Below are 17,747 nucleotides of genomic sequence, written 5' to 3'. Positions count from 1 at the left end.
GGCATGGCCACTTTAGATAAGAACGACCCTCTGATGTTGGCAAGACAATTGCCGTCGCAAACTGTAGCCCTGATCCTGGCGGGCGGACGCGGCACGCGCCTGAAAGACCTTACCGCCAACCGCGCCAAGCCTGCCGTCCATTTCGGCGGCAAGTTCCGCATTATCGATTTTGCCCTGTCAAACTGCCTGAACTCCGGGATCCGACGGATTGCGGTGATCACCCAGTACCAGTCGCACACGCTGGTGCAGCATATCCAGCGAGGCTGGTCGCTTTTTAACGAGGAGATGAACGAGTTCGTCGACCTGCTGCCTGCCCAGCAGCGCCAGACTACCGAGCACTGGTATCGGGGCACGGCGGATGCCGTGACGCAGAATCTGGATATTATTCGGCGCTATGAAGCGAAATATATCGTGATCCTGGCCGGCGACCATATCTACAAAATGGACTACTCGCGCATGCTGCTGGACCACGTGGAGAACGGCGCGAAATGCACCATTGCCTGCCTGCCGGTGCCGATTGAAGAGGCCAGCGCCTTCGGCGTGATGGCGGTCAACGATCAGAACAAAGTCGTCGATTTCCTGGAGAAACCGGCCGATCCGCCGTCGATGCCGGGTAACGATACCCTGGCGCTGGCGAGCATGGGCATCTATACCTTTAACGCCGACTATCTTTATCAGCTGCTGGAAGACGATCTGAAAATTCCCGAATCGAACCATGACTTCGGCAAAGATATTCTGCCGAAGATCGTAGCGACCGGCGAAGCGCTGGCGCACTCCTTCAGCCTTTCCTGCGTGCAAAGCGATAAAGACGCGCCGCCTTACTGGCGCGATGTCGGCACGCTGGAAGCTTACTGGAAAGCCAATCTCGATCTGGCGTCGGTGACGCCGGAGCTGGATATGTACGACCGTGAATGGCCTATCCGTACCCATATGGAGCCGCTGCCGCCGGCGAAATTCGTGCAGGACAGGTCAGGCAGTCATGGAATGACGATGAATTCACTGGTATCGGGCGGCTGCATTATTTCCGGCTCGGTGGTAGTGAATTCCGTTTTGTTTTCACGCGTAAGAATCAATTCTTTCTGCAATATCGAATCCTCTGTGCTGTCGCCGGATGTGGTAGTGGGGCGCTCCTGTCGCCTGCGCCGCTGCGTTATAGATCGTGCGTGCGTGCTGCCCGAAGGAACGGTAATCGGTGAGAATCCGGATGATGACGCGCGCCGTTTTTACCGCTCGGAAGAAGGCATTGTGCTGGTGACGCGTTCCATGCTGGCGAAGCTGGGCTGGCGCAGTTAACCGCATAAAGTACAAAAATAAAGCACAGGTATTTGATGCGGAGGAACGCGTCAGAACAAGGTAAAGGAGCCGATAATGCAGGTTTTACATGTCTGTTCAGAAATTTTCCCGCTGCTGAAAACGGGCGGGCTTGCTGATGTTGTGGGAGCATTACCGGCGGCGCAAATTGCACAAGGGATTGATACTCGCGTATTGATCCCGGCGTTTCCGGACTTGAAAAAAGGGATACCGGATACCGAAGTGGTCGCCCGACTGCATACTTTTGCCGGCTATGTCGAGCTGCTTTATGGACAGTACGACGGCGTAGGCATCTATCTGATCGACGCGCCGGGACTGTACGATCGCCCCGGCAGTCCGTATCACGATGAATCGCAGTTTGCCTATACGGATAACTATCTCCGTTTTGCGCTGCTGGGCTGGATGGGCTGCGAAATTGCCTGCGGACTGGACACCTTCTGGCGACCGGAAGTGGTTCACGCGCACGACTGGCACGCCGGTCTGACCTGCGCCTATCTGGCCGCCAGAGGCCGTCCGGCAAAATCCGTGTTCACCGTACACAACCTGGCGTATCAGGGGCTGTTTTACGCGCATCATCTGGACGAAATCCAGCTGCCGTGGTCTTTCTTCAATATGCACGGCCTGGAATTTTATGGACAGATCTCCTACCTCAAAGCTGGTCTGTTCTATGCCGATCATATTACGGCGGTCAGCCCGACCTATGCGCGCGAGATCACCCAGCCGGAATTTGGTTACGGTATGGAAGATCTGCTGAAGCAGCGGCAGATGGAAGGGCGGCTGACCGGCATCCTGAACGGCGTGGATCCGCTGATCTGGGATCCGGAGCAGGATCTGCTGCTGACTACGCGTTATAACCGCGACGTGTTAGACGCCAAGCAGGAGAACAAGCGCCAGCTGCAAATTGCGATGGGGCTGAAAATTGACGAAAAAGCCCCGGTGTTTGCCGTGGTCAGCCGCCTGACGAAGCAGAAAGGGCTGGATCTGGTGTTGGAGGCGCTGCCTGGGCTGCTGGAGCAGGGCGGTCAGCTGGTGCTGCTGGGCGCGGGCGACGCGGTGCTGCAACAGGGCTTCCTGGCGGCGGCCGCGGAATATCCGGGTCAGGTCGGCGTGCAGATTGGCTACCACGAAGCCTTTTCGCACCGCATCATGGGCGGCGCCGACGTGATTATGGTGCCGAGCCGCTTCGAGCCTTGCGGGCTGACGCAGCTTTACGGCCTGAAGTACGGCACGCTGCCGCTGGTGCGGCGTACCGGCGGCCTGGCCGATACGGTCAACGACAGCTCGCTGGAGAACCTGGCCGACGGCATTGCCAGCGGTTTCGTCTTTGAAGACAGCAATGCCTGGTCGTTGCTCCGTGCCATTCGCCGCGCCTTTGTGCTCTGGTCGCGCCCTTCGCTGTGGCGTTACGTACAGCGTCAGGCAATGGCAATGGATTTTAGCTGGCAGGTGGCCGCCGTGGCCTACCGCGATCTCTATCAACGTCTGCTGTAAAGAACCCAGGAAAATTGATATGAACGCACCTTTCATCTATACCGCCCCAACGCTCAGCGTCGAGGCACTGAAGCACTCCATCGCCTATAAATTGATGTTCACTATCGGCAAGGATCCTTCCGTTGCCAACAAACATGAATGGCTGAACGCCACGCTGCTGGCGGTGCGGGATCGGATGGTGGAACGCTGGCTGCGTTTTAACCGGGCGCAGCTGTCGCAGGATGTGCGTCAGGTCTATTATCTGTCGATGGAATTCCTGGTAGGCCGCACGCTTTCCAATGCGCTGCTGGCAATGGGTATTTACGAAGACGCGCGCGCCGCGCTGGAAGAGATGGGTTTCGATCTGGAAGATCTGATCGGCGAAGAGAGCGATCCGGGGCTGGGCAATGGCGGTCTGGGCCGCCTGGCCGCCTGCTTCCTGGACTCGCTCGCCACGCTGGGCCTGCCCGGACGCGGCTACGGCATCCGCTACGATTACGGCATGTTTAAACAGAATATCGTTGACGGTCGCCAGGCGGAATCGCCGGATTACTGGCTGGAGTACGGCAACCCGTGGGAGTTCCAGCGCTTTAATACCCGCTACAAAGTCCGCTTCGGCGGACGTATTCAGGTAGAGGGCAGCCGTTCCCGCTGGCTGGAAACGGAAGAAGTGCTGGCGATGGCCTATGATCAGATCATTCCGGGCTTTGATACCGACGCCACCAACACGCTGCGCCTGTGGGGCGCGCAGGCGAGTAACGAAATCAACCTGGGGAAATTTAATCAGGGCGACTACTTTGCGGCGGTGGAAGATAAAAACCACTCGGAAAACGTCTCGCGCGTGCTTTACCCGGATGATTCGACCTACTCCGGGCGCGAGCTGCGTTTACGCCAGGAATATTTTCTGGTGTCGGCCACGGTGCAGGATATTCTTAACCGGCACTGGGTGATGCATCAGACGTTCGATAACCTGGCGGATAAGATTGCCATCCATCTGAATGATACCCATCCGGTGCTGGCTATCCCGGAGCTGATGCGCTTGCTGATCGACGAGCATAAGTTCAGCTGGGACGACGCGTTTGAAGTGACCTGTCAGGTCTTCTCCTACACCAACCATACGCTGATGCAGGAAGCGCTGGAAACCTGGCCGGTAGATATGATCGGCAGGATCCTGCCGCGCCATCTGCAAATTATTTTCGATATCAACGACTACTTCCTGAAAACGATTCAGGACTACTATCCCGATGACTGGGATCTGCAGTCGCGCATCTCGATTATTGATGAGAACAACGGTCGTCAGGTACGGATGGCCTGGCTGGCGGTCGTGGTCAGCCACAAGGTCAACGGCGTGTCCGAACTGCACTCTAACCTGATGGTACAGTCGCTGTTCGCCGACTTTGCCGCGCTGTTTCCTGGCCGCTTCTGCAATAAAACCAACGGCGTGACGCCGCGTCGCTGGGTGGCGCTGGCCAATCCTTCGCTTTCAGAAGTATTGGACGACACCATTGGCCGCAACTGGCGTACCGACTTAAGCCAGCTTGACGAGCTGAAGCAGCATATCGACTATCCTGGCTTTTTGAAAAGGATCAGCGATTCCAAGCTGACCAACAAAAAGCGGCTGGCGGCGCATATCGCCCAGAAAATGGATATCGTTATCGATCCTCACGCATTGTTCGACGTGCAGATCAAGCGTATCCATGAGTACAAACGTCAGCTACTGAACGTGCTGCATGTGATCACCCGCTATAACCGGATCAAGGCCGATCCGGATGCCGACTGGGTACCGCGCGTGAATATTTTTGCCGGTAAGGCCGCGTCGGCCTACTACATGGCAAAACATATTATTCATTTGATCAACGATGTCGCGCAGGTGATCAACAACGATCCGCAGGTGAAAAATAAGCTGAAGGTCGTGTTTATCCCCAACTACAGCGTCAGCCTGGCTCAGGTCATTATCCCGGCGGCCGACCTTTCCGAGCAGATTTCTCTGGCGGGCACGGAAGCGTCCGGCACCAGCAATATGAAATTTGCCCTGAACGGCGCGCTGACCATCGGGACGCTGGACGGCGCCAACGTCGAGATGCTGGAGCACGTCGGCGAAGAGAATATCTTTATCTTCGGCAACACCACGCCGCAGGTCGAGGAGCTGCGCGCCCAAGGCTATAACGCGCGTAAATACTACGAACAGGACGCCGAGCTGCATCAGGCGCTGACGCAGATCGCTACCGGCACCTTCAGCCCACAGGAGCCTGGCCGCTATCGTAATATTTATGATTCGCTGGTGAATCTGGGCGACCACTATCAGCTGCTGGCGGACTATCGCAGCTACGTGGATACCCAGGACAAGGTGGACGAGCTGTACCGCCATCCGGAGGAATGGACGCGCAAAACGCTGCTGAATATCGCCAATATGGGCTACTTCTCGTCGGATCGCACCATCCAGGAATATGCCGATGAGATTTGGGGCATCAAGCCGATCCGCCTCTAAGCTCTGCCGTGACTAAAAGCTTTACCTGAAGACTCGCTGTGCTGTATTTTTATACAGCGCAGCGAGAGTCAGCCTGAAGAAGTTTCTCCCCGCTTTGCCGGAATTTCCCTTTGGATCTTCATTTTTCCGACTCCCGCTATGTCTGTAACACACATCGCACATGGTTGAGCTAAATTAGCTTAAAGGCTATTATTTCTCAGGGAGTGAGAGCATGTTTACCGTTATCTGGCATGACAAGGCGGAAGCGGAGCTGAAAGCGCTACCGATAGCCGTCAGGGTAAAACTGGACAGATTAATTGGGAAGCTGGAAGAAAACCCTCGGCTGTTACGTGAACCTGATACCAGGCCCCTTGGGAACGGTTTGTACGAGGTCAGAACAATGGGCAGCAACATTGCTCGTGGGCTATGGGTATATCAGGCGGGGAGCAAAATTTATCTGTTGCGCATTTTTATTAAGAAAACGCAGAAAACACCGCGTGCGGAAACAGACTTAGCCTGGCAGCGTCTGGAGGAGATGAAACGTGAAATATAAAACGCATTCACAGATCCATGAAGAGATGATGGGCGATCCTGAGTACCGTGCGGCCTGGGAAGCGGCGGAAAGAAAAGAGCGCTTACAGGCATTGTTGCTTGAATGGCGTTCCAGGGCAGGGCTAACCAGCGCGCAGGTCGCTGAACGCATGGGAATAAAGCCGCCCACCGTTTCCAGGATGGAAAAAAATATCACTTCAGCCAGCCTGGAGACGCTTGCGCGCTACGCCCGAGCCTGCGGTATCGATAACGCTACGCTCTACTTCTGACAGCGAACTGAGCCTGACGACAAAAAGGGCGGAAATCAATTCCGCCCTCTGTATTACCGCTTTAGCCGTCAGCCCTTATGAGGCCAGCGATAAAACCGGTTTTTTACCATGCTGGGCCAGCCATTCACCGACGCGTGCGCGCTCCTGCTCGTTCAGGAACATGCCCATTTTGGTACGGCGCCACAGCGCATCGTCCTGCTCGCGCACCCATTCCTTCTCGACCAGATAACGCAGCTCCGCTTCGTAGAAGTGGTGGCCAAAGCGTTCGCCCAGATCGTCCAGGCTTTTCGCCGGTTTCAGGAACAGCTCGGTGTTGCTGCCGTAGGTACGGGCATAGTGGCGAGCCATCGCTTCGGTAATAAACGGATAGCGGCGACGCAGGCTGGCGGCGTAATCCTCACGCGTGCCGGCGATATCGCCGCCGGGCAGCACGCAGCTGCGCGTCCAGGCCGGGCCGGCTTTCGGATAATACTTAGACAGCTTTTCCATCGCATGCTCAGCCAGCTTGCGGTAGGTGGTCAGCTTGCCGCCGAAGACCGACAGCAGCGGCGCCTTACCGTTATCGTCACGCACGTCCAGCGTGTAGTCGCGGGTGATGGCCTGCGGCGAATCGGATTCGTCATCGCACAGCGGGCGCACGCCGGAATAAGACCAGACGATATCTTCCTTGCTCAGCGTCTTCTTAAAGTGGTTGTTAAACACTTTCAGCAGATACTCGGTCTCTTTCTCGTCGATATGCACGTTTTTCGGATCGCCTTTGTACTCCACGTCGGTGGTACCGATAATGGAAAACTCATCCATCCACGGGATCACAAAAACGATACGGTTGTCTTCGTTTTGCAGGATATAAGCCTGCTTTTGCGTATGCACGCGCGGCACCACGATATGGCTGCCTTTGATCAGGCGAATACCGTAAGGTGATTTCAGCTGGAGGCCGTCGTCAAACAGCTGCTTCACCCAGGGGCCAGCCGCGTTGACCAGGCCTTTAGCCTGCCACGTGTGGGTTTTGCCGGTATCGATATCTTCCGCTTCTACCGTCCACATGTCGTTCTCACGCCAGGCGCGAGTGACGCGGGTGCGGGTACGGACTTCGCCGCCGCGCTTTTCCACTTCCTGTGCGTTGAGCACGACCAGGCGCGCATCGTCTACCCAGCAGTCGGAATATTCGAAACCGCGCGTAATTTCCGGCTTCAGCACCGAGTCTGATTCAAAACGCAACCCTTTGCTGCCCGGCAGGCTGGTGCGTTTGCCCAGATGATCGTACATAAACAGACCCACGCGGATCATCCATGCCGGACGCAGGTGCGGGCGGTGCGGCAGGCGGAAGCGCATCGGGAAAGCGATATGCGGCGCCATTTTCAGCAGCACTTCACGCTCGGCCAGCGCTTCGCTGACCAGGCGGAATTCGTAGTGTTCCAGGTAGCGCAGGCCGCCGTGGATCAGTTTAGAGCTGGCGGAAGAGGTAGCGCAGGCCAAATCTTGCGCTTCCAGCATCAGCACAGACAGGCCGCGTCCTGCAGCATCTGCTGCAATGCCAGCGCCGTTGATACCGCCGCCGATTACGATCAAGTCTTTGGTTTCCACGTCATCTCCTCCGATGTTCGGAATAGTTCTTAAATGTTCGTTTTCGAGCATTATAATAATCGCAAAGCGACACTGATGCCAGCCTTAACCGAATAAAAACATTTATGCGTGATGCAGGTAACAGAATTGTTCACGAAAAAGCCGTATAGCCCTGCATTTCGTTGGGTTATTGTCGGCTTTGTTCGCGATACAATAGCGGCCGCTTGTCATTATTCGAGAATCGATCATGGAACAATTTGAGTGCATCAACGTGCAGCAGGCGCAGGCTTTGCTGACCCAGGACAACGCCCTGCTGGTCGATATCCGCGATCCGCAAAGCTACGCTATCGGACACGCCAGCGGCGCTTTCCACCTGACTAACACCACGCTCAGCACCTTTATCCAGCAGAGCGATCTCTCTGTGCCGGTACTGGTGATGTGCTACCACGGCAACAGCAGCAAGGGCGCGGCGCAGTATCTGCTGACGCAGGGCTTCAAAGCGGCCTACAGTATTGATGGCGGTTTCGACGCCTGGCGCGCCGCTTTTCCACAGCAGGTTGATTCCGCCGCGGACTAACCGCAGACAGGAAACCATTTTTCAGCAACAGGGACTTTACCGGCGATGATGCGCATTACCGATTTTGCCAGCCAGCGCATGGCGCAGGCTTTTGTGGATTATATGGCGACGCGCGGCGTCACGCTGCGGATTGAGCAGGACAGCCGCTACACGCTGTGGCTGGATAACGATGCCCAGCTGGAGCTGGTCGAAAACGAACTTAATCAGTTTATCCGCGACCCGAATCATCCGCGTTATCAGATGGCAAGCTGGCACTCTGGCACCACCAACAGCGGCATTACCTATAGTCATTCCTCGCTGATGGCTAACCTTCGTGAACGCGCCGGGCCGCTGACTTTGATCGTAATGGCGGCCTGTATCATCGTGTTTATCCTGATGCAGATTGTCGGCGACGGCACCGTGCTGAGCTGGCTTTCCTGGCCGGATGTCGATCAGCATTTTCAGCTGTGGCGCTGGTTCAGCCACGCGCTGCTGCATTTTTCACTGGTGCATATCCTCTTTAATTTGCTCTGGTGGTGGTATCTGGGCGGCGCCATAGAAAAACGGCTGGGCAGCGGTAAGCTGTTTGTGATTATGCTAATCTCCGCGCTGCTCAGCGGCTGGATGCAGGCGAAGTTCAGCGGCGTGCTGTTTGGCGGCCTTTCCGGCGTGGTTTACGCGCTGATGGGCTACGCCTGGCTGCGCGGAGAGCGGGATCCCGCCAGCGGTATCTTCCTTGAGCGCGGCCTGATGGCGTTTTCCATCGTCTGGCTGGTGATTGGCTATATGGGCTGGTTCGGCCTGTCGATCGCCAACGCCGCTCACGTTACCGGGCTGCTGACAGGCCTGGCAATGGCCTTTGTAGACACCCGAAAAAAATAACGGGCAACAGGAGAGCTTTGTGAAGCAGACGCAACGACACGACGCCATTATCGATCTGGTTCGTCGTCAGGGCTATGTCAGTACCGAGGAGCTGGTGGATCACTTTACCGTCAGCCCGCAAACCATCCGTCGCGATCTGAACGAGCTGGCGGAGCAGAATAAGATCCAGCGTCATCACGGCGGCGCGGCGCTGCCCTCCAGTTCGGAAAATACCGCCTGGCAGGATCGTAAAATGATGTGGTCGGCGGAAAAAGCGCGCATCGCGCAGCGAGTGGCCAGCCAGATCCCGGACGGCGCTTCGTTATTTATTGATATCGGCACCACGCCGGAAGCCGTTGCGCACGCGCTGCTGAACCATAACAACCTGCGCATTGTCACCAACAATCTTAACGTGGCGATGCTGCTGATGAGCAAGCCCGACTTCAGCCTGATTGTGGCGGGCGGCGAAGTCCGCACGCGTGACGGCGGCATCATGGGCGAGGCGACGCTGGATTATATTTCTCAGTTTCGTCTGGACTACGGCATCCTGGGCATCAGCGGTATTGATATGGACGGCTCGCTGCTGGACTTCGACTATCACGAGGTGCGCACCAAGCGGGCGATTATCGAAAACTCGCGCTGCGTGATGCTGGTGGCCGACCATTCAAAATTTGGCCGTAACGCGATGGTCAACCTGGGCAATATGAGCCTGATTGACTATCTCTTTACGGATGAGGTGCCGCCGCCCGGCGTGTTGAAAACCATCGAGCAGCACGAGGTTCATCTGGAACTGTGCTAAACCCTGCCTGATAGCGAACCAGCCATCGACGCCCTGTCGATGGCTTTTTTAATTTTATCATCAGCCTGCATGAGCATTTTTTACTGTTCAGGTCTTAACTGTATGTGTTCCGCCAGTGTTCCTCTTACTCTTTTAAAAGGAAGCGGTATGTCGCAGCAGAAATTTAATCAGGCTCGTTTCGAGGCGGCGTTGGCCCGCCAGTGGCAGCGCACCGGCCTTTCTTCAGCAGATGAAATGACGTCTCACCAGTGGTGGCAGGCGCTCAGCGGCGCGCTGGCCGAGTTGTTGGCCGCTGCCGCGCCCACAAAGCCGGCAAAGCAGCAGCGCCACGTAAACTATATTTCCATGGAATTTCTGATCGGCAGGCTGACCGGCAACACGCTGCTGAACCTGGGATGGTATGACGAGGTAAAAGCGGCGCTGGCCGCTCACCAGTGCAGCCTGAGCGAGCTGCTGGAGGAAGAGGTCGATCCGGCGCTGGGCAACGGCGGGCTGGGACGGCTGGCCGCCTGTTATCTGGATTCAATGGCGACGGTCGGGCAGTCCGCCACCGGCTACGGGCTGAACTACCAGTACGGCCTGTTTCGCCAGTCCTTTGACGATGGCCGCCAGATCGAGGCGCCGGACGACTGGCATCGCGAGCGTTATCCGTGGTTTCGCCACAATAGCGCGCTGGATGTTAACGTCGGTTTCGGCGGGAAAGTCACCAAAAACAACGAGGGCAGCGTCGACTGGCAGCCCGCTTTTATGCTGCGCGGCGAGGCCTGGGATCTGCCGGTGGTCGGCTACCGCAACGGCGTAACGCAGCCGCTGCGGCTCTGGCAGGCCAGCCACGCGCATCCTTTCGATTTGACGCTGTTTAACGACGGCAAATTTCTTCAGGCGGAGCAGCAGGGCATCGAGGCGGCAAAGCTGACCAAGGTGCTTTATCCCAACGACAACCATCAGGAAGGCAAGCGCCTGCGTCTGATGCAGCAATATTTTCAGTGCGCCTGCTCGGTGGCGGATATTCTGCGCCGCCATCATCTTGCCGGACGCCATATTGCCGAACTGCCTGACTACGAAGTGATCCAGCTTAACGATACCCATCCCACTATTGCCATTCCGGAGATGCTGCGCGTGCTGCTGGACGAGCACCAGCTGGCGTGGGACGACGCCTGGGCCATCGTCAGTAAAACTTTCGCCTATACCAACCACACGCTGATGCCGGAAGCGCTGGAATGTTGGGATCAGCGGCTGGTGCGGGCGCTGCTGCCGCGCCACTTTATGATTATCAAAGAGATCGACAGGCGCTTTAAAAAGCAGGTCGATAAAGTCTGGCCGGGCGACGAGGCGGTTTGGGCAAAGCTGGCGCTGCTGCATGACAACCAGCTGCGCATGGCGAACCTGTGCGTGGTCAGCTGTTTTGCGGTGAACGGCGTGGCGGCGCTGCATTCGGCGCTGGTGGTTAAGGATCTGTTCCCGGAATACCACCGGCTCTGGCCAACCAAATTCCATAATGTCACCAACGGCATTACGCCGCGCCGCTGGCTTAAGCAATGCAATCCACAGCTGGCGACGCTGCTCGACGACACGCTGAAAGTGGAGTGGGTCAACCATCTGGAGGCGTTACAAGGGCTGGAAGCGTTCGCCGACGATGCGGCTTTCCGCCAGCGCTATCGCCAGATCAAATATGATAATAAGGTGCGGCTGGCGGACTATATTCACCGCGTGACCGGGATCAAAGTCAGTCCCGAAGCGCTGTTCGATGTGCAAATCAAGCGGCTGCACGAATACAAGCGTCAGCATCTTGGGCTGCTGCATATTCTCTCCTGCTACAAAAGGCTGCGTGAAGATCCCGATATGGCGTGGGTGCCGCGCGTCTTTCTGTTCGGTGCTAAAGCCGCGCCGGGTTATTACCTGGCAAAAAATATCATTTATGCCATCAACAAAGTGGCGGAGAAAATCAATAACGATCCGCTTATCGGCGACAAAATGAAGGTTGTGTTTATCCCGGACTATCGCATTACCGCTGCGGAACTGATGATCCCGGCCGCGGATATTTCGGAGCAGATTTCCACGGCGGGCTATGAGGCTTCCGGCACCGGCAATATGAAGCTGGCGCTGAACGGCGCACTGACCGTCGGCACGCTGGACGGCGCCAACGTGGAGATTGCAGAGCAGGTAGGCGAAGAGAACATCTTTATTTTCGGCCACACGGTAGACGAAGTGAAAGCGCTGCGGAAAAAAGGCTACGCGCCACTGAAGCTGCGTAAAAAAGATAAGCATCTCAACGCCATTCTGAAAGAGCTGGAGAACGGCTTCTTCAGCAATGGCGATAAACAAGCCTTTGCGCCGCTGCTTAACAGCCTGGGCGAGGGCGGTGATTACTGGCTGGCGCTGGCCGACTTCGCCAGCTATTGCGAAGCGCAAAAGCGCGCCGAACAGCACTATCTTGACCAGGAAGCCTGGACAAGGATGACCATCCTCAATACCGCGCGTTGCGGCATGTTCAGCTCCGACCGTTCTATTCATGACTATCAGCAGCGCATCTGGCAGGCCAAACGTACAGGGAGCAGCAATGGATAAAAAGAAATTTGAGCAGGCAGCAGCAGCGGCAGGTATCGCCGCCCAATACATCAACGCCAAAGGCGAGCAGGAAGAGATTTCCCCCGACATTCGGCAGCGCCTGCTGGCAGCGATGTCAACCAACCGCAGTAAACCCGGCCCAATCCCGCCGTGCAAGGTTTTCCTGCGCAAGCGGACAATGACGCTGGAAATCGGCGGCAAGGGCAGCTACCAGTGGCAGCTGACCAGCGAAAAAGGCCGTGACTATCAGGGCGAGATCAATGCCGGAGAAGCCCTCGCGCTGCCTTCCTCGCTGGCCTATGGCTATCACACGCTGTCCCTGCGTCAGGGGAAAAAGAGCTGGCCGTGCCGGATTATCATTGCACCGAAACGCTGCTACGAGCCGGAGCCGCTGCGCCAGGGCGAAAAGCTGTGGGGCGCCTGCGTCCAGCTTTATACGCTGCGCTCCGAACAGAACTGGGGAATTGGCGATTTTGGCGATCTGAAGCAAATGCTGACTGAAATTGCCGAGCGCGGCGGGTCGTTTATCGGCCTCAATCCTATCCACTCGCTTTATCCTGCCAGCCCGGCAAACGCCAGCCCATATAGCCCCTCTTCGCGGCGCTGGCTCAACGTTCTTTATATCGACGTTAATGCCGTCCCGGAATTTCAGGAAAGCAAAGAAGGCCAGCGCTGGCTGCGCGGTAAGGCCATCCAGAGGCGCCTGCAGCAGGCCAGAGAGGCCGAATGGGTAGATTATGACACGGTAGGGGAGCTGAAAATGACGGCCCTGCGCTATGCCTGGCAGAGGTTCAGCCAGCATCAGCAGGATGATGCCAGCCAGGCGCATTTTACCGCCTTTATCGAAAAGGGCGGTGAAAGCCTTTACTGGCAGGCCGCTTTCGACGCGTTGCATGGTGCCATGCGGCGCGAAAATAAAGATGCCTGGGGCTGGCCGGTGTGGCCGGAAAATCTGCGGGAAGCACATGGCGAAGCCGTACAGCAATTCTGCCGCGACAACGAGGACGAAGTGCGTTTCTGGCTGTGGCTGCAATGGCTGGCGAACCGACAGTTTGAAGAGTGTTGGCAGGTCAGCCAGCAGCACGCCATGCCGATTGGACTTTATCGCGATTTAGCGGTGGGCGTGGCGGAAGGCGGCGCGGAAACCTGGTGCGATCGCGAACTGTACTGTATGGATGCATCGGTAGGCGCGCCGCCGGATATCCTTGGCCCGCTGGGACAGAACTGGGGACTGCCGCCGATGGATCCGCATATCATGACCGCGCGCGGCTACCAGCCTTTTATCGACCTGCTCAGAGCGAACATGATGAGCTGCGGCGCGCTGCGTATCGACCACGTAATGTCGCTGCTGCGCCTGTGGTGGATCCCCTACGGTGAAACCGCCAATTACGGCGCTTATGTCTACTATCCCGTTGACGATCTGATGGCGATCCTGGCGCTGGAAAGCCAGCGTAACCAATGTATGGTGATTGGGGAAGATTTGGGGACGGTGCCCGTCGAGATCGTCTCAAAGCTGCGGCAAAGCGGCATCTACTCCTGGAAAGTGCTCTATTTCGAGCAGGAAAAGCCCGATCGCTATCGCGCGCCGGACAAGTGGGCGCGTCAGGCCATGGCGAGCGCCACCACGCACGACCTGCCGACGCTGCGCGGCTTCTGGAACGCTGTCGATCTGGAGATGGGCGAGAAGCTGGGTCTGTATCCCGATAAGGTGGTGCTGCGCGGTCTTTATGAAGACAGAGCGCGGCAGAAACAGGCGCTGCTGGAGGCGCTGCATCGCTACGGCTGCGTGCCGAAAGACAGTGGCAAAAAGGCCGCCCTGGTGAAAATGACGCCGCAGCTGAGTCGGGGAATGCACCGTTTTCTTGCCGACACCGACAGCGCACTGCTGGGGCTTCAGCCGGAAGATCTGCTGGATATGGACAAGCCGGTTAACGTGCCGGGCACCACGGATCAGTATCCCAACTGGCGTCGTAAGCTCAGCAAAACGGTGACAGAAACCTTTGCCGACAAGCAGGTCAATCTGCTGCTGAAGGATGTGGACCGGCGGCGCAGGGTTGGGAAGAAAGCGTAAAAGCAGGGACGCGCTGAACCAGCGGCAGAGGGACGGGAAGCAAGCATAGAAGGAAGAAGGCGCTGCGCTGAACCGGCAACGGAGGGACGGGAAGCAAGTGCAGAGAGCGGAGAGCGCTTCGCGCGCTGGCACGGATGCCGTCCGATCGGCCTGTGCCAGCGCCAGCATCCTTAAACCCGCAGGGTACGGCTGCCCAATTCGCCGGGCATTTCGATTAGCAGGCTGAGTTTTCCGCCCATAGCCTCGATATAACGCTTGATAGTAATCAGGCGCCGATCGGCTCCGCTTTGTTCAATCTGTGTGATACGCGGTTGTTTCACGCCCATAGCTTCAGCGACGATTTTTTGAGACAGCGCCAGTTCTTCCCGCAGTAGCTGTAGGCCGGTTTCCAGAATCAGCTCGTCAGCCATCCGTTCAATCTCTGTGCGCTCGGCCTCTGAAAATTCAGCTTTCAGGAAATCATTCAAATTAGTCATTTTTCTTTCCTCTCCATTTCGGCCGGGTGTCGGCTGAACGCCTCAATAATTTAGTTCATCAAAGAATGTTGCTGCTTTGGCATATTCCTCTGCCAGACACAGGTTTTCAGCGGCTATTTCTGCATCGCTGTTTCTGGATGCGGATGTCAGCAACCGACATTTCTTTTTGATTGTCTCTTCCCACGATTTTTTCAGCGCCGTTATACTGGCGCTCTGCTCTGGAAAGTGCGCTATTGTTTTTTCTGTCGTCGCGCCAAGAGCCGCTTTCGCTCGTTCTTTTTTTACCACCGAGCTTTTATTTATCTCTTCAAGCTGTTTTATTTCTGCTTCGGTAAAAGCAGCATTTACATTGAAAGAAAAAACAGAGAGAAACAGGATTGCGTTAGTTATTTTCATAGAAGCTGACCCTTCTGTTGAATCTGTCTTTAGGGACATTATGCCAAAGGGTTTCGTCTGCAATGACGCGCCCGAAGCCTTTCATATCGCCTGTATACGCCAGCCGTTGTAAATGCTTTCTGGTTTTCAGGTTATAGTCCCCACGGTAACGTAAATCTATAAGAATATCTTTTATCTTTTCCGGGATCCTGCTCCATGCCAACGTGGGTGATATACCAGGATCTGGATGATATTTAGTAATAGTAAACCTGTCCTTACAAATCCGCTCAACATCTCTTTTCAATTCTTCATAAGTATTTTTAAAAAGTTCTACCTGCTGTTTTTCTGTTATATCGCTAATTGCACTTCTGTTTTTTATCACGAAATTGTAAGCTGAACAGCCTTTTAAACCAGCGCCTTTTGAGATTGCTTCTGCCTTTTCCCTTTCGATACCTGCTTTTTGCAGGCTGATGGATACTTCAATTTTGGTTTTGTCACCCATATCGTAGCCACGGCCAATCGTTACGCCAGAGTTATTGTTGCTACAGGATGCTGATAGACCAGGCCAGTGTATTTTTCGTGAGTAAAAATTGCTTGATTTTAAATTATCACCTTCGGCTCGGAAGGTTAATATACCTTTTTTCGGTTCTGACATGTTATTCAATCCTTTGAGTTGTGTTCTTTCTCTCTTTGCTTTCAGCATGGCCTTGTCAGGCTATCATTCCGGACAAATGATATCTCTTGCGTTCTCCTTTAATCAAGGGTGATTATTTTTCCGGCGCCTTTAAAGTAAGTAATAGTAAAGAAGGTTAATTGACCCTGTAACGTAATAAATAACTGGAAAATAAAAGATGAGGTGCCTGAAATATTATAAATACTGACGGAAGAAGCAGAAGCAGAAGCAGAAGCAGAAGCAGAAGCAGAAGCAGAAGCAGAAGAGTTGGGCCTGTGCAGCCATTTAACCAATCGGTATCAGAATTTATGTCCTGATTTTTTAAGGCATGAAAGAGGCTGTATAAAAAAACCGGGCGGCCCATGACTCACCCGGTTCATTGCGGTAGTTTAGCGCACTCAGTAGAAAGAGTGTTCGCCACGCTGGTGCTCGGTCAGATCGCGCACACCTTTCAGCTCGGGGAAGGTCGCCAGCAGCTCTTTCTCAATACCTTCTTTCAGCGTCACATCAACCATTGAACAGCCGTTACAGCCGCCGCCGAACTGCAGGATAGCGAAGCCGTCGTCGGTGATTTCCATCAGCGATACCTTGCCGCCGTGGCTCGCCAGCTGTGGGTTAATGGTGGCCTGGAGCTGATATTCCACGCGCTCGATCAGCGGCGCGTCGTCGCTCACCTTACGCATTTTGGCGTTTGGCGCCTTCAGCGTCAGCTGGGAACCCAGATTATCGGTGACGAAATCAATCTCGGCATCTTCCAGGTAGGGCGCGCTCAGTTCATCAACGTAGGCGGAGAGCTTCTCGAACTTCAGCTCGGTGTCGGTGGCTTCTACCGCATCGGGTGGGCAGTAAGAAACGCCGCATTCCGCACCGGGCGTACCCGGATTGATAACGAATACGCGAATCTGGGTGCCCTCTTCCTGTTTTGACAGCAGTTTTGCGAAGTGCTCTTGCGCAGAATCAGTAATTCGGATCATGGCGATTGCTCAATAGTTGACTAAATTAGTGGGTTTATTTTACGCTCATCGCCGACGCTGTACAAGGTGCGGCAAAGGCACAGGACCTGTACGCTGGCCGCACCCGCACGCAGCAGGAGCCGGGCGATTTCTTCAACGGTGCTGCCGGTGGTGACGACGTCATCCAGTAAAGCGATATGCCGTCCTTTCACCTCGATTTCAACCTTAAAGGCGCCCCGCAGATTACGCCGTCTGGCGCGGGCCGATAAAAAGTGCTGAACCCGTGTCCTTTTTTTCCGGCTCAGGCCGCCCGGCGCGCAGGGAATGGCAAGCCAGTGCGCCAGATAGCGGGCCATATCGTCCAGCTGATTATAACCACGCCGCCAGGCGCGGCTGCGATGCAGCGGAACGTAGAGCAGCAGATCGGGACGCTGGAGCCTGCCTTCACGACGGGCCGTTAACCAGGTTAGCAAAATCAGGCGCGCCAGCATCACCGATAGTGCTGTTTGCTGCGAAAACTTCAGTTTTTTGACCAGCTCTTTTAGCGGCGGCTGCCAGTCGGCGACGAAAATCAGCCGCTGCCACGAGGGCGGATGACGCTGGCAGCGGCCGCACTCCTCATTGGGATAAAAGGTAGATAAGCCACAGCGCGGACAGCAGCAGGGCGGTTTCAGGGCGCGCTGGCAGTAACTGCATATACCGTGATGGGCCAGCGTCAGCGGCATCCGGCATAGCCAACAGGCGGCGGGCATTGTTAGCATAGCGTCCTCCATGACAAAAACA

16 protein-coding genes are annotated in these 17,747 nt (G+C 55.8%); 10 read left to right on the top strand and 6 right to left on the bottom strand.

Going from position 1 to position 17,747, the window contains the following annotated elements; translation table 11 throughout:
- Nucleotides 1-3 precede the first annotated feature (3 nt).
- From glgC to QCD69_RS09740, 5 genes are all read left to right on the top strand, one after another.
- Nucleotides 4-1,293, top strand: a complete 1,290-nt coding sequence (gene glgC / locus QCD69_RS09760; protein WP_253457562.1) for a glucose-1-phosphate adenylyltransferase — start codon at nucleotides 4-6, stop codon at nucleotides 1,291-1,293.
- Between the two features lie 75 nt (nucleotides 1,294-1,368).
- Nucleotides 1,369-2,802: a glycogen synthase GlgA gene (gene glgA / locus QCD69_RS09755; protein WP_125289905.1), complete on the top strand. Its 1,434-nt coding sequence runs from the start codon at nucleotides 1,369-1,371 to the stop codon at nucleotides 2,800-2,802.
- Between the two features lie 19 nt (nucleotides 2,803-2,821).
- Complete coding sequence (gene glgP, locus QCD69_RS09750; RefSeq protein ID WP_253457565.1) at nucleotides 2,822-5,269, top strand: glycogen phosphorylase; 2,448 nt, start codon at nucleotides 2,822-2,824, stop codon at nucleotides 5,267-5,269.
- Between the two features lie 211 nt (nucleotides 5,270-5,480).
- On the top strand, nucleotides 5,481-5,801 hold the full coding sequence (locus QCD69_RS09745; RefSeq protein WP_301251859.1) for a type II toxin-antitoxin system RelE/ParE family toxin: 321 nt from the start codon (nucleotides 5,481-5,483) through the stop codon (nucleotides 5,799-5,801).
- On the top strand, nucleotides 5,791-6,069 hold the full coding sequence (locus QCD69_RS09740; protein ID WP_125289902.1) for a helix-turn-helix domain-containing protein: 279 nt from the start codon (nucleotides 5,791-5,793) through the stop codon (nucleotides 6,067-6,069). The genes QCD69_RS09745 and QCD69_RS09740 overlap by 11 nt, the downstream gene beginning before the upstream one ends.
- A 75-nt stretch (nucleotides 6,070-6,144) precedes the next feature.
- Here QCD69_RS09740 and glpD read toward each other — a convergent pair whose 3' ends face one another.
- A complete protein-coding gene (gene glpD, locus QCD69_RS09735; protein ID WP_253457573.1) occupies nucleotides 6,145-7,653 on the bottom strand; it encodes a glycerol-3-phosphate dehydrogenase in 1,509 nt (502 codons plus the stop codon).
- A 226-nt stretch (nucleotides 7,654-7,879) separates the two neighbouring features.
- Between glpD and glpE the strand changes: the two genes are divergently transcribed.
- The 5 genes from glpE to malQ all read left to right on the top strand — a co-directional run bounded on the left by glpE (nucleotide 7,880) and on the right by malQ (nucleotide 14,487).
- Nucleotides 7,880-8,209: a thiosulfate sulfurtransferase GlpE gene (glpE, locus tag QCD69_RS09730; RefSeq protein ID WP_253457575.1), complete on the top strand. Its 330-nt coding sequence runs from the start codon at nucleotides 7,880-7,882 to the stop codon at nucleotides 8,207-8,209.
- 48 nt (nucleotides 8,210-8,257) lie between these two features.
- The gene (glpG, locus tag QCD69_RS09725; protein ID WP_253461197.1) at nucleotides 8,258-9,070 is read left to right on the top strand and encodes a rhomboid family intramembrane serine protease GlpG; all 813 of its coding nucleotides are present in this window, start codon (nucleotides 8,258-8,260) and stop codon (nucleotides 9,068-9,070) included.
- Between the two features lie 19 nt (nucleotides 9,071-9,089).
- Nucleotides 9,090-9,848 carry a DeoR/GlpR family transcriptional regulator gene (locus tag QCD69_RS09720; RefSeq protein WP_253457578.1) on the top strand — a complete coding sequence of 253 codons (759 nt, stop codon included), beginning with the start codon at nucleotides 9,090-9,092 and terminating at the stop codon, nucleotides 9,846-9,848.
- Between the two features lie 147 nt (nucleotides 9,849-9,995).
- The gene (gene malP / locus QCD69_RS09715; RefSeq protein WP_301251856.1) at nucleotides 9,996-12,416 is read left to right on the top strand and encodes a maltodextrin phosphorylase; all 2,421 of its coding nucleotides are present in this window, start codon (nucleotides 9,996-9,998) and stop codon (nucleotides 12,414-12,416) included.
- On the top strand, nucleotides 12,409-14,487 hold the full coding sequence (malQ, locus tag QCD69_RS09710) for a 4-alpha-glucanotransferase (protein ID WP_301251855.1): 2,079 nt from the start codon (nucleotides 12,409-12,411) through the stop codon (nucleotides 14,485-14,487). Before malP ends, malQ begins: the two co-directional genes overlap by 8 nt.
- 170 nt (nucleotides 14,488-14,657) lie before the next feature.
- On the opposite strand, the gene QCD69_RS09705 is transcribed toward malQ, so the two are convergent.
- The 5 genes from QCD69_RS09705 to gntX all read right to left on the bottom strand — a co-directional run bounded on the left by QCD69_RS09705 (nucleotide 14,658) and on the right by gntX (nucleotide 17,725).
- Nucleotides 14,658-14,963, bottom strand: a complete 306-nt coding sequence (locus QCD69_RS09705; RefSeq protein WP_301251854.1) for a helix-turn-helix domain-containing protein — start codon at nucleotides 14,961-14,963, stop codon at nucleotides 14,658-14,660.
- A 42-nt stretch (nucleotides 14,964-15,005) separates the two neighbouring features.
- The gene (locus QCD69_RS09700) at nucleotides 15,006-15,359 is read right to left on the bottom strand and encodes a hypothetical protein (RefSeq protein ID WP_125289894.1); all 354 of its coding nucleotides are present in this window, start codon (nucleotides 15,357-15,359) and stop codon (nucleotides 15,006-15,008) included.
- On the bottom strand, nucleotides 15,346-15,993 hold the full coding sequence (locus tag QCD69_RS09695) for a pesticin C-terminus-like muramidase (protein ID WP_301251853.1): 648 nt from the start codon (nucleotides 15,991-15,993) through the stop codon (nucleotides 15,346-15,348). Before QCD69_RS09695 ends, QCD69_RS09700 begins: the two co-directional genes overlap by 14 nt.
- 416 nt (nucleotides 15,994-16,409) lie before the next feature.
- Nucleotides 16,410-16,985, bottom strand: coding sequence for a Fe-S biogenesis protein NfuA (gene nfuA, locus QCD69_RS09690; RefSeq protein WP_125289892.1), 576 nt, complete (start codon nucleotides 16,983-16,985; stop codon nucleotides 16,410-16,412).
- Between the two features lie 20 nt (nucleotides 16,986-17,005).
- On the bottom strand, nucleotides 17,006-17,725 hold the full coding sequence (gntX, locus tag QCD69_RS09685; RefSeq protein ID WP_301251852.1) for a DNA utilization protein GntX: 720 nt from the start codon (nucleotides 17,723-17,725) through the stop codon (nucleotides 17,006-17,008).
- Between the last annotated feature and the right edge of the window lie 22 nt (nucleotides 17,726-17,747).

It is taken from the genome of Erwinia sp. PsM31 (genome assembly GCF_030433775.1).
GTDB lineage: Bacteria > Pseudomonadota > Gammaproteobacteria > Enterobacterales > Enterobacteriaceae > Erwinia > Erwinia aeris.
The sequence above is the reverse complement of the archived record's forward strand: the minus strand, read 5'-3'. Positions and strand labels throughout refer to the sequence as shown.